Genomic DNA, 12,628 nt, shown 5'->3' with positions numbered 1-12,628 from the left:
TCAACAACGACATCACGACGAGAACGTTCGGCAGTCCTTTATAAGAGGAAAGCAGATAGACAAGGAACAGAATGATCCCGCCGATGATAAGGTTCTTGGCCACAAAGAGTGCAAACGGCTCACCGTGATAGCCATGTTTCTCGCGCTTGGCCCGACCGCGAACACTTGAATAGATCATCAGTGCAACCAGAACGATACCGATCAGCATAGAGGTCATGTTGAAACCAACGACACCGAAGAAATCAGGAATGAAGCCGGAGCTTAAAAGCTGGAACTGCGGCGGGAACGGGCCAACTGACAATCCGCCGAGCAACCAGAGAGCCAGCCCCTTGAAAACCAGCATGCCAGCCAGCGTGACAATGAAGGATGGTATCTTGTGGTAAGCCACCCAATAGCCTTGTGCCGCGCCGATGACCCCGCCCATGATCAGGCAGAGTATTGTCGCAGGAACATAATGGATCTGCCATTTCACCATCAAGACGGCCGCCAGCCCGCCTATAAAACCTGACACTGAGCCGACCGATAGATCGATATGCCCGGCAACAATCACAAGCAGCATGCCAAGGGCCATAATGATTATGTAGCTGTTCTGTAAAATGAGATTGGTGAGATTAAGCGGGCGGAATAGCGTGCCGTTCGTGGTGAACTGGAAGAACAGCATGATCAGGATCAGCGCCACAACCAGACCATACTCACGCAAATTGCCTTTTGTGGCCGATCCGTCAGTCTGAATCTTTGCCGGTGCAGTTTCAATGCTCATGTTTATTTCCCTTCAGCACGAATAATAGCGCGCATGATCTTTTCCTGGCTGGCTTCGCTGGCAGCCATTTCGCCGACGAGCTTGCCTTGGTTCATAACGTAGATCCGGTCACATATGCCGAGAAGTTCCGGCATTTCGGACGAGATCACCAGCACGCTTTTGCCCATCGCCACGAGCTTGTTAATGATTGAATAAATTTCGTATTTGGCACCGACGTCAATGCCGCGCGTGGGCTCGTCCAGAATCAACAAATCCGGATCGGCAAACAGCCACTTCGACAGAACGACCTTCTGCTGATTCCCGCCAGACAGATTTCCGGTCTTTTGATAGATGCTGGAAGAGCGGATATTGGTCTTGGCGCGATACTCATTTGCCACCTTCAGTTCGGCCATGTCATCAAGAACACCATTACTGGAAACACCTTCCAGATTAACAATCGTGGTATTGTGCTTGATGTGATCGATCAGGTTGAGCCCATAGGTCTTGCGGTCCTCGGTGACATAAGCAAGGCCATTATCAATAGCCCGACCAATGGTCGAAACATCAGCCTTTTTGCCCTTGATGAACACCTCGCCGCTGATCTTGCGGCCATAAGCCTTGCCAAAAACGCTCATGGCAAATTCCGTTCGTCCCGCGCCCATTAGACCCGCAATGCCAACCACTTCGCCCTTACGGACATTCATGGCTATACCGTCGACTACAGTCCTGTCGCTATGGACATGGTGATGAACCACCCAGTTCTTCACCTCAAAGACGACCTCTCCTACATTCGATACGCGTTGTGGATAGCGGTCTGCCAGCTGGCGTCCGACCATCAATGTCACGATCTTATCTTCGGAAATATCCTGCTTATTCAGCGTCTCGATGGTTGCACCGTCGCGCAAGACTGTAATGCGGTCGGCGACTTTACCGACTTCATTGAGCTTGTGGGAAATGAGAATCGAGGAGATACCCTGCGCCTTGAACTCCAAGAGCAGTTCAAGCAAGGCATCACTGTCCTTTTCATTGAGACTGGCTGTGGGCTCATCAAGGATGAGAAGTTCAACTTCCTTGGACAGGGCTTTGGCAATTTCCACCAATTGCTGCTTGCCGACACCCAGATTGGTGACGAGCGTCAGCGGGTCTTCTTTCAGACCAACCTTGGCAAGCAATTCGCGCGTGCGGGTTTCCGCAGCATGCCAGTCGATAATGCCAAACTTTGCCGGTTCGTTGCCCAGAAAGATATTCTCGGCAATGGACAGCAGCGGCACCAGAGCCAGCTCTTGGTGAATAATGATAATGCCCTTTTTCTCACTGTCGCTGATGTCGCGAAAGCGCTGCTCCTCGCCCTTATAGAAAATTTCTCCCTCATAGCTGCCATGCGGATAAACTCCGCTCAGCACCTTCATCAGGGTCGATTTTCCGGCACCGTTCTCACCCACCAGAGCGTGAATTTCGCCTTTGCGTACATTGAGATTGACATTGTTCAGCGCTTTGACACCAGGGAAGGTTTTGGTGATGTTGCGCATTTCGAGGATGGTATCCATCGAGATCCTCATCGACGTCAGTGCAATAGAAGATGAACCCTGCAACCTTGTGGATGCAGGGTTCGTGCGATTTATCAGCTTATTTCAGCTGATCTTCCGTGTAGTAGCCGCCGCCAATCAAAACTTCTTTCCAATTGGTCTTGTCGACTTCGACAGGCTTCAGCAGATAGGCTGGAACAACTTTTACACCATTATTATAGGTCTTGGTGTCGTTGATTTCCGGCTCTTCGCCCTTTAGCACCTTATCGATAAGGTTGGCAGTAACCTTGGCCAGCTCGCGTGTATCCTTGTAGATCGTTGAATACTGTTCGCCTGCTATAATGGATTTGACCGAAGGCACTTCTGCATCTTGTCCGGAAACGAAAGGAAATGGCTGATCCTTGCTGCCATAGCCTACGCCGCGAAGTGACGATAGAATGCCAATAGACAAACCATCATATGGTGACAAAACTGCATCTACCTTCTTGTCTGTGTAATAGGCCGAAAGAAGATTATCCATGCGCGCTTGAGCAACAGCTCCATCCCAGCGCAATGTTCCGACCTTATCCATGCCTGTCTGGCCGGACTGAACCACGAGTTTGCCACTATCAATCAAAGGCTGAAGCACGGACATCGCGCCATCATAGAAGAAGAAGGCGTTGTTGTCGTCAGGCGAGCCTCCGAACAATTCGATATTGAATGGGCCCTTTGCATCCGGGAGACCAAGCGCCTTGACCAGAGAACTGGCCTGCAGAACACCCACCTGGAAGTTATCAAACGTGGTGTAGTAATCAACATTACCGGAATCACGAATGAGACGATCATAGGCGATAACCTTAATGCCGCTATCATGTGCCTGCTGCAACACGTTTGACAGCGTTGTACCATCAATCGCGCCAATGACCAGAACCTTGACACCCTTGGTGACCATGTTCTCGATTTGCGCCAGCTGATTAGGGATGTCGTCTTCGGCATATTGCAGATCGGTACCGTAGCCGCGTTCTTTCAACGCCTTGACCATGTTGTCGCCATCAGCAATCCAACGAGCCGAGGCTTTGGTAGGCATGGAAATGCCGACTGTGCCTTTGTCTTGTGCAAATGTTTGTGCACTCATCGCGCCAAGCGCAATCAGTCCCGCCGCAACCAGATTAAGTATTTTCACGTCTATCCTCCCAATTTCCAATTACATTAATGCGATTTCGTTGACCGCAGCCAGCTTTGTCAGGATTGAACCAGTCCTCCCAAGGCAGGGGTCCGCCTGCACATTTATCTGAAAAGTATGACTTTTGGAATAGGCCTCTTTCACGATTGTGGAATTCGGCTGTACCGACAATTTCTAACTACGCAATTGACCAGCAAATGCTGGCTTATGCCATATAATCCTATTATAATATTTTTTGGAAGACATATCCGTCTATCTGCTTATATAAATATTGCAAATGAACACCGGGAGGAAGTTGTGAATCTGGTTCAATTGATTAATACCAAGGGCAAGCGCCAAGTCGCTGTACGTGTCGGCGAAGAATTTCGCTTGGTAAAACGCGCACGTTCTGTGCTTGAACTGGCCCATGCCGCAATCGAAGCCCGGACCAACATTGCCGCAATTGTTGAAACCCGTGGCCTTGGAAAGACTGTGGACGTCGCCGCTGCCTATGATGAAGGCAGACTGCTGCCGCCTATCGATACCCATGATCCTGCTCATATCCATCTGACCGGAACCGGGCTGACACATCTCGGTTCTGCCTCAACGCGCGATGCGATGCATCGTAAAATTGGCGATGCCAAAGAGGAAGCTCTCACCGATTCCATGAAGATGTTTCGGATGGGCCTTGAGGATGGCAAACCTAAAAAGGGAAAAGTCGGAGTTCAGCCGGAATGGTTCTACAAAGGTAATGGCTCAATGCTGACTGGCCCTGGACAGCCATTGCTTTCTCCAGCTTTCGCCGATGATGCAGGTGAAGAACCGGAAATCGCCGGTATCTATGTGATTGGCCCGGACGGATCACCTTTCCGTCTCGGTTTTGCACTAGCCAATGAATTTTCCGATCATGTTATGGAGCGCGTCAATTATCTTTATCTTGCGCATTCCAAATTACGTCCCTGCTCGGTCGGTCCAGAATTGATACTCGGTGATTTGCCGGCAGATATTCGAGGCGCATCGCGTATCTTGCGTAAAAACAAAACTCTTTGGGAAAAGCCATTTCTTTCCGGCGAAGACAACATGTCCCATACGATTGCAAATCTGGAACACCATCACTTCAAATATTCGGTTTTCCGCCAGCCGGGTGACATTCACATTCACATGTTCGGGACAGCAACATTGTCATTTGCAGACGGTATCAAGCCAGAGAATGGCGATGTGTTCGAGATTGAAGCGCCGGCTTTCGGCCTGCCCTTGCGCAATCCGCTCAAAGTGGAGAAGCCTGCCAAGGTGAAGGTTACAGCGCTTTAAAGCCAGATGCCAACTGGGTTTTCCCCCTAAGGTTCAACCTATGGGGAAAGCCACCCGGAGATAGAGAAAACTTGCTCTATCTCTTCCAATCAGGCGTTATCACGCCCTGCAACCAGCACTCGCTCGGCGCCTTCGGCAATAACGACGCGCATCGCAGCCTTGGCAGCTTCCACATCTCCTTCACGAATCGCCTCGGCAATTGCCGCATGGCGGGCAACTGAGCGGATGTGACTTTCTGAATTGGGAATGGGCGAGCTAATTGTAAATGTTGTCACCAGCGCCACCTCGATAAGCGCGCTGATCGAGCGCATGAACGGATTTCCGGAAGCATCTGCCACCGCAATGTGGAACTGCAAATCGCTGTATACAAAGTCCGTTGCGGATTCTTTGGCCTCTCCCATTCGCTCAACCCAGCGAAACAATGTTTCCAATTGTTTGTCGGTACGTCGCAATGCTGCAAGACCTGCCGCCTCAGGTTCCAATGCCAGGCGCATCTCGACAATGCTCGCCAGAAAATCGGCGGTTGCACCGGCCTCGAAATGCCAAACCAGGATATCCGGATCGAACAGGTTCCAATGTGACCGCTCCAATACTCTTGTGCCGATCTTGGCTTTTGGTTGGATCAGGCCTTTGGCTGCCAGCGTTTTCAGCGCTTCGCGCAAAACTGTCCGCGATACACCAAAGCGCTGCAGAAGTTCGGTGTCGCCTGGAAGTATGCTTTTTTCAGGATAGGCCCCGCTGATGATCTTCAGGCCAAGATCATGCATGACATGACCATGATGCGTTCGCGACTGGCCCGTCGTGCGAAAGTCGTAATCGGTGAGTTCCCTGCCTGCCAAATGCTTGCCTGTAAATTCATGAGTGACTTTACGCTATTGGAGATTGTAAAACATGCTACACAACGGTTTTGAACCGCGTAGCCTTTGCCTCCCACTCTCCCTGCCATCTATTTATAATATTATAATATCATTCACAATCGGCAATGTTCAGCTATGCCGTAATAACGCATTGAGGATAGCGCGAATACGAGAATACCCGCGGTAGAGCAAATTTTGTTTCTCGGATGACGAGACAGTCCACGCGGAAGGTAGCGAAGCCGATGTTTATCCATCGGACGAGACTGAAGCCCGATGGAATTGGCCCGAATTCCCTCCGGCAGAATGACTCTATATAAACAAAACTTGCTCTAATACTCATTAATCAATGCGGGAAGAATGCAAACCGTATCACGAACAAAGCCGCCACGAGCAATGTTGCCAGATGGATATCTTTGAATTTTCCGGTTACCGCTTTTAGAATCACATAGCTGATGAATCCGAACGCAAGACCGTTTGCAATAGAATAGGTGAACGGCATGACCAGTGCAGTCAATGCTGCAGGCGTGGCCTCTGTAATGTCATCCCATTCAATTTCCACCAATTCATGCATCATCAAGCCCGCAACATAGAGCAGTGCAGGCGCAGTCGCATAACTGGGAACCGAGGCAGCCAGCGGCGCTATAAACAATGCTGCGAGAAACAACAACGCGACAACCAGAGCCGTCAAGCCGGTACGCCCGCCCGCCTGTACGCCAGACGCGCTTTCAACGTAGGCCGTGGTGCTGCTGGTCCCCAGGACCGAACCGGCAACAATGGCCGTACTGTCGGCAAAAAGCGCGCGGCCCAGACGATTCGGCTTGCCTTCTTCGATAAGGCCTGCCCGCTTGCTGACACCGATGAGAGTCCCGGTGGCATCAAAAACCTCAACCAATACGAACACCAGAATGACCTGCAGGAAGCCAGTATGCAGCGCGCCCATTATATCGAGCTGAAAGAATGTCGGTGCAAGGCTTGGAGGCATGGAGAATACGCCCTTAAACTCGCTGACACCGAGAAACATCGATAGCAGGGTTACGACCAGAATCCCGATGAGGATGGCGCCGCGAACCTTGAGTGCGTCCAGAGCAGCAATGACAAAGAAGCCCAGAATCGCAAGCAGAACACCGGTATCGCCAAGATTACCAAGACCAACAAGCGTTGCAGGATTGTCTACAACAATGCCGGATGTCTTCAATGCGATCAGCGCAAGGAAGAGGCCAATACCGGCGGCGATAGCGCTACGTATGGATTTTGGAATGCCTGAGACAAGCCAGCTTCGGATGCCTGTCACTGTAAGCAGCAGAAAAATACAGCCAGAAATGAAAACTGCGCCAAGCGCTTGCTGCCAGGAAAAACCCAGCGCCGCAACCACTGTAAAGGCAAAGAATGCATTCAAACCCATGCCCGGCGCCATGCCGATGGGCCAATTGGCGACAAGAGCCATTATGGCCGAGCCGAGCGCTGCTGCGAGACAGGTCGCAACGAAGACTGCATTACGATCCATGCCCGTCGAGGACAAGATATCCGGATTGACAAAGATAATATACGACATGGTCAAGAATGTCGTCAGTCCCGCCAAAACCTCCGTCCGTATGGATGTCTGGTGATCGCTAAGCTTGAAAAGCTTTTCGAACATGATAGTCCCCCTTGGTCAAAGCCCGATTTTCAGATTGATGCTATGATGAACAGACGTGGAAATGGCAAGAGCACAACTCCATTGTCCATCGGCTTATATGATTTTGTAAGAAATTCCCCATATTTTTCAATAAACTGCGATTTCTCTTCGTCATTCAATGCGTCAAGATACGGCCTTAACGCCGACCCCAAAAACCATTGAACAATACCATCGATCCCTTGCAGCGGATGGTGATAGGTCGTGCGCCAGATATCCACGCGCCGACTATGGGGTTTAAGTAAATTATAGTAGAATGAAGCATCGCCAAGGCTGCTTCTCGTTGCGTTAGCCTTGGCAAGCTTTTCGGCCCAACGCTTGTCGGTTGCAACTTCCCGCATGGCGATATGGGTCGGCTGCTCCAGATTGTCCGGCATCTGTATTGCCAAGGAACCATTCGTATTGAGAAACTGCATAAATTGCACAAACAGCTTATCGTGTCCCGATAACCACTGCATCGAAGCATTGGCATAAAAGAGATCAGCTTTCTTTTCCGGACGCCAAGTATTCAGGTTCTCCTGTTTAAACCGGCAATCGGGGAGTCTTTCACGCGCCTGAGCAATCATCTCTTCTGATGAGTCTATCCCCAGAATCTCTGCTGAGGGATAGCGGTTGCGCAAGAGTTCGGTAGAATTTCCCGGGCCGCAACCGAGATCTACTGCAAATTCTACTTCACTCGCCGGGACAGCCGCCAAAAGGTCGTTTGCCGGACGGGTACGCTCATCCTCGAACTTCAGATATTGCTCTGGGGACCAATCTGTTTTTCGCACAATGACGCCTTTCAAATATCGAATCGCAATAAATTTTTGACCGGTTGTCGGCATAAGTCATACTGGTTCGTCATCCTATGAAGAAGAGGAAATTGAAATGCTCTACGCCATTTTTTGCTACAACTCCGAAGACGTTGTTGGCGCCTGGTCCAAAGAGGAGGACGATGCCGTTATGGCACGGCTTGCGGTTGTTCAGGAAAAGCTGACCAAGGAAGGCCGTCTTGGTCCAGTCGCACGGCTGCTTCCAACGACAGCGGCAACGACTTTACGCAAAGGTGGCAACGAGCCAATCATCATTGACGGACCTTTTGCCGAGACCAAGGAACAGCTTCTCGGTTTCTATGTGGTCGATTGCCGCTCTTTGGACGAAGCGCTCGATATTGCCCGTGATTTGTCTGTCGCCAATCCCGGAATGGGCTCCTACGAAATTCGGCCCATTTCAATATTCAGACCCGGACAAACCAAACCATGACAGATACCAATTGGATCGACGCGGCACTAACAGCGGCTCGCCCACAGGCTGTGGGCGCACTGCTGCGCTATTTTCGCAATCTTGATGTAGCGGAAGAAGCCTTTCAGGAGGCCTGTGTCAAAGCGTTGAAAAACTGGCCGAAAAATGGCCCGCCGCGCGATCCAATAGCCTGGCTGATTTTCGTCGGGCGCAACAGCGCCATTGACGTGGTGCGCCGTCAGGCAAAGCAGCAGCCATTGCCACCGGAAGAAATACTCTCTGATCTGGAGGATAATGAAACGGCAATTGCCGAGAAAATTGATGGGGCAGATTATCGTGATGATATACTTCGTCTTTTGTTCATCTGCTGCCATCCGGACCTTCCGGCCACACAACAGATTCCACTGGCACTGAGGATCGTTTCCGGCCTTTCCGTGAAACAGATCGCAAAAGCTTTTCTGGTTGGCGAAAGCGCCATGGAGCAGCGTATAACGCGTGCAAAAAGCCGCATTGGCACAGGCGCAATCCCGTTTGAAACGCCTGATCCGATAGAGCGCGCCGAACGGCTCGCAGCGGTCGCGGCAATGATCTATCTGATTTTTAACGAAGGCTATTCGGCTGCCGCCAGCCAACAGAAAGCCCGCATTCCCCTATGTGACGAAGCAATTCGCCTGGTGCGGCTTCTATTGCGCATGTATCCGACCGAACCCGAGATAATGGGGCTGGCGGCGTTGCTGCTGCTACAGAATGCACGATCGGCTGCGCGCTTTGATGCAAAGGGTGAAGTCGTGCTTTTGGAGGAACAGGACCGCAAGCTCTGGAACCGCGAAATGATCAATGAGGGTCTGGCCCTGATCGACAAAGCTATGCGGCACAGGCAGCCCGGCCCCTACCAGATCCAATCGGCAATCGCTGCGCTTCATGCGCGCGCGCCAACGCCAGAAGAGACTGATTGGAATGAAATCGACCTGCTTTATGGCGCGCTTGAGCGCATGATGCCTTCGCCGGTAATCACACTTAATCGCGCTGTTGCTGTTGCAAAAGTGCGCGGGCCGGCGGCGGCTCTGACGCTCATCGAACCATTGGAAGAGCGGCTCTCAGGCTATTTTCACTACTTCGGGGTCAAAGGCGGGCTGCTGATGAAGGTCGGCCGGAATGGCGAAGCACGAGAAGCATTCAACCGCGCTATCGCCCTCGCCAATACCGCTGCCGAAGCGGCACACATCCGTACGCACCTTGATAGCCTGTCGAAAGAATAGTTATTTCTTTCGCGACCGATGTCGGATTTCCCGTAAGCCGTTCGTCCTAGTTTCAGACCATCGAAATAAGGAGAACTGCAATGGATACAACAGCAAATACAGATCGTGACCTCACACTGACGCGCCTCATCAATGCCCCAAGGGAAAAGGTTTTCAAAGCCTGGACCGATGCGCAATTGTTGAAACAGTGGTTCGCACCCCTACCCTACACAACACCGCATGCCGAGCTGGATGTACGCGTTGGAGGATCCAACTTCATCACCATGCGCGGCCCGGACGGCAATGAATTTCCGAACAGGGGCGTCTATCTCGAGGTCATTGAGAACGAGCGTATTGTTGTAACCGATGCTTTCACAAGTGCTTGGGTGCCTTCGGAAAAACCTTTCATGACATTGATTCTTACTTTCGAAGAGCAGGACGGCAAAACGAAATACACGGCGCTTGTTCGACACTGGTCGGTGGCTGATCGTGAGGCACATGAAAAGATGGGATTTCATGAAGGGTGGAGTCAATGTGCCGATCAACTTGAAGCACTCGTCACCAAGCTTTGACTATATTTCACACCCCATAGTAACACTCGAAGGGAAGTAAAAATGACAAACATTCAACAAAATTCCGCCATTGAGGACACCATCAATAACTGGTCAAAGGCAATCGCCGATAAGGATGCACAGCGCACCCTCTCATATCTGACCGATGACATTGTCGAGTTCAGTCTTGCGCCGCCCTTACAATATAGTGGCAAGGATGCTGATGGTATCCAAGGTTGGTTCGATACCTGGACCGGGTCTATCGGCAATGAGTCACGGGAGCTGAATATTACGGCGAGCGACGATGTTGCTTTTGCACGCGGTCTGGTCAGGATGACGGGCACCAAGACGAGCGGTGATAAAGCCGATTTGTGGTTTCGGCAGACGCTGGGCCTGATCAAGCAGAATGGCGAGTGGAAAATCGCCCATGCCCATGCTTCCGTGCCATTCTACATGGATGGAAGCTTCCGAGCATCGATAGACCTAAAGCCTTGATAATCAAGACATATCTATTGGCATTTTATGGGCAGCAATATCGTGCGGCAGAGTTGTCTGCCGCTCGATCATGCGATGGACACGCGGCTCTGTATCGCCCTTGTGAAGGGCTCTGATCCGCGTTCCGACAATGGCATCGGCCTTTGTGCGGCGTTGATTATGGCGCACATATTCCACCCAGGTCGGGGTATGATAGCTTTCAGTCCAGATCTCCGGATTTTCAAGATCGCGCATCAATGCCCAATGCCCTGCGCCATCCCGAATCCGGATGCGCCTGCGCGCCGCCATCACATGAAGAAATTCGTTCATATCCTCTTCCTTGATGACATAATCAATCATGATGACAATGGGTCCGCTTCGCGGTTTCAGATCGAGCGCCAGCAGCGGTTCACTGAAATGGTTGAGGGGATCAAGGTTGAGTGTCTTGAATTCAGGCAAAGCATAACGAAGTCCAATAGCGCCGCCGACAAGCATTATCACACTCGATGCAAGCAACGCCATTTCTGCGCCATGTTCTGCAGCGGCTTGGCCCCATATCCAACTTCCCCCGGCAATGCCGCCAAAGGTTGTCGTCTGGTAAAGCGAGAGGGCCCGACCCACAACCCAGCGTGGTGTCGATAGCTGTACAGTGACATTGAACAGCGACAGGGCCAGAACCCAACATGCACCCGATACGAGCAATGCAGCGCTGGTAAGCCACGTAATGGTGCTGACAGCGGTCAGAACAGCGCTAAGTGCAAAACCGATAAAGGCTGATTTTACAATGGCTTCGCTCGACATGAATTCACGCAACCGAGCGCTTAGAAGTGCGCCGCCTATGGCGCCGATACCAAAGGCACCAAGCAGAACGCCATAAACAAGCGGGCCACCTTTAACCAGATCGCGTGCAACCAGCGGCAGCAGAGCGAGAACGGCGCTGGCGGAAAGGCCGAAAACAAAACTGCGGAAGATGACCTTTGCGATGTTTGGAGACATTGCAACATAGCGCAAACCGGCGGAAATAGCGCGGCCAAGTGTTTCACGTGGCAAGGGATTAGTGTCATATTTTGGCTGCCAGCGAAACAAAGCGAAAATCAATGGCAAGTAACTTAAAGTATTGACTGCAAATGCGGCGGCGGCACCAGCAAAAGCGACAATAGCGCCCCCAATTGCAGGGCCAACACTGCGGGTAATATTGAAGCCCATACTATTGAGAGCTACGGCACCCGGAAGATCATCGCGCGGAACCATGTCGCCAACCGATGCTTGCCAGGACGGGTTATTCAACGCTGTCCCACATCCAAGCAGGAAAGTAAAAGTAAGAAGCAACCAAGGCGTTATAAATCCCAAATAGGCAAATGCTGACAAAGAAACGGAAACAACCAGCATGAAACTTTGCGCAACGAGCATCACCCGGCGGCGGTTGAAATTGTCCGCAAGCGCCCCAGACACCAATGAAAACAACATGATGGGCAATGCCGTCGATGCCTGAACCAAGGCCACCATGCCGACGGAACTGGAGATGGTTGTCATCATCCAGGCAGCGCCAACTGACTGGATCAAAGATCCGAAGTTCGAGGATAGACTTGCAATCCAGATGTTACGGAATGTGTCATTTTTGAACGGCGCCAAGGGCGATTTTCGGTCTGTCACCGCATCAACTTTCTTGTTCAGGCAAGGTCGTTTCGGGTTCCATATCTTACAGCCAGTCATTCCCGCAATACCAGTCGCGCAGCGCGTTTTGCGCAGTGAAACTTTCGCTTGTCACAACTTTAGACAACTAAAATACACTTGAAAGTTGGGATTCTTCGGAGAACTTTGGCGATTCTTCCCGAAGATTTCTATTGATATGCAGCAATGCTGCGCGGTTTTCAGCGCAAAGTCATTGAGAAAGCTGT

The 12,628-nt window shown here is 51.3% G+C and carries 12 protein-coding genes (1 of these 12 cut by a window edge); 5 read left to right on the top strand and 7 right to left on the bottom strand.

Annotated features, from left to right (window positions below; all coding sequences use genetic code 11):
• From mmsB to chvE, 3 genes are all read right to left on the bottom strand, one after another.
• Positions 1 to 760, bottom strand: partial view of a multiple monosaccharide ABC transporter permease gene (gene mmsB, locus ACYJL1_RS25790; protein ID WP_460899930.1) — the 5' portion only. 428 nt of this gene lie to the left of the window's left edge; 760 of the gene's 1,188 nt are visible here — the first part of the coding sequence; its start codon is at positions 758 to 760; its stop codon lies beyond the left edge, outside the window.
• 2 nt (positions 761 to 762) lie between these two features.
• The gene (gene mmsA / locus ACYJL1_RS25785) at positions 763 to 2,286 is read right to left on the bottom strand and encodes a multiple monosaccharide ABC transporter ATP-binding protein (RefSeq protein WP_460899929.1); all 1,524 of its coding nucleotides are present in this window, start codon (positions 2,284 to 2,286) and stop codon (positions 763 to 765) included.
• Between the two features lie 79 nt (positions 2,287 to 2,365).
• Positions 2,366 to 3,379, bottom strand: a complete 1,014-nt coding sequence (chvE, locus tag ACYJL1_RS25780; protein WP_460900014.1) for a multiple monosaccharide ABC transporter substrate-binding protein — start codon at positions 3,377 to 3,379, stop codon at positions 2,366 to 2,368.
• A 345-nt stretch (positions 3,380 to 3,724) separates the two neighbouring features.
• On the opposite strand from chvE, the gene araD1 reads away from it, so the two are divergent.
• Complete coding sequence (gene araD1, locus ACYJL1_RS25775; protein WP_460899928.1) at positions 3,725 to 4,717, top strand: AraD1 family protein; 993 nt, start codon at positions 3,725 to 3,727, stop codon at positions 4,715 to 4,717.
• An 89-nt stretch (positions 4,718 to 4,806) separates the two neighbouring features.
• Here the strand turns inward: araD1 and ACYJL1_RS25770 are convergent, their stop codons facing one another.
• The 3 genes from ACYJL1_RS25770 to tam form a co-directional block, all read right to left on the bottom strand.
• A complete protein-coding gene (locus ACYJL1_RS25770; RefSeq protein ID WP_460899927.1) occupies positions 4,807 to 5,556 on the bottom strand; it encodes a FadR/GntR family transcriptional regulator in 750 nt (249 codons plus the stop codon).
• Between the two features lie 361 nt (positions 5,557 to 5,917).
• Entirely contained in the window at positions 5,918 to 7,210 is a 1,293-nt protein-coding gene (locus ACYJL1_RS25765; protein WP_460899926.1) for an NCS2 family permease, read from the bottom strand.
• Positions 7,211 to 7,239: 29 nt separating this feature from the next.
• Complete coding sequence (tam, locus tag ACYJL1_RS25760) at positions 7,240 to 8,070, bottom strand: trans-aconitate 2-methyltransferase (protein WP_460899925.1); 831 nt, start codon at positions 8,068 to 8,070, stop codon at positions 7,240 to 7,242.
• 43 nt (positions 8,071 to 8,113) lie between these two features.
• On the opposite strand from tam, the gene ACYJL1_RS25755 reads away from it, so the two are divergent.
• The 4 genes from ACYJL1_RS25755 (at position 8,114) to ACYJL1_RS25740 (ending at position 10,751) form a co-directional block, all read left to right on the top strand.
• On the top strand, positions 8,114 to 8,488 hold the full coding sequence (locus ACYJL1_RS25755; protein WP_460899924.1) for a YciI family protein: 375 nt from the start codon (positions 8,114 to 8,116) through the stop codon (positions 8,486 to 8,488).
• On the top strand, positions 8,485 to 9,726 hold the full coding sequence (locus ACYJL1_RS25750; RefSeq protein WP_460899923.1) for an RNA polymerase sigma factor: 1,242 nt from the start codon (positions 8,485 to 8,487) through the stop codon (positions 9,724 to 9,726). The genes ACYJL1_RS25755 and ACYJL1_RS25750 overlap by 4 nt, the downstream gene beginning before the upstream one ends.
• Before the next feature lie 80 nt (positions 9,727 to 9,806).
• On the top strand, positions 9,807 to 10,277 hold the full coding sequence (locus tag ACYJL1_RS25745) for an SRPBCC family protein (protein ID WP_460899922.1): 471 nt from the start codon (positions 9,807 to 9,809) through the stop codon (positions 10,275 to 10,277).
• Between the two features lie 42 nt (positions 10,278 to 10,319).
• Positions 10,320 to 10,751 carry a YybH family protein gene (locus tag ACYJL1_RS25740; RefSeq protein WP_460899921.1) on the top strand — a complete coding sequence of 144 codons (432 nt, stop codon included), beginning with the start codon at positions 10,320 to 10,322 and terminating at the stop codon, positions 10,749 to 10,751.
• A gap of 3 nt (positions 10,752 to 10,754) precedes the next feature.
• On the opposite strand, the gene ACYJL1_RS25735 is transcribed toward ACYJL1_RS25740, so the two are convergent.
• Positions 10,755 to 12,443: an MFS transporter gene (locus ACYJL1_RS25735; protein WP_460899920.1), complete on the bottom strand. Its 1,689-nt coding sequence runs from the start codon at positions 12,441 to 12,443 to the stop codon at positions 10,755 to 10,757.
• Between the last annotated feature and the right edge of the window lie 185 nt (positions 12,444 to 12,628).

Source organism: Phyllobacterium sp. K27 (assembly GCF_054796155.1).
This window is presented reverse-complemented; position numbering and strand designations above follow the sequence as displayed.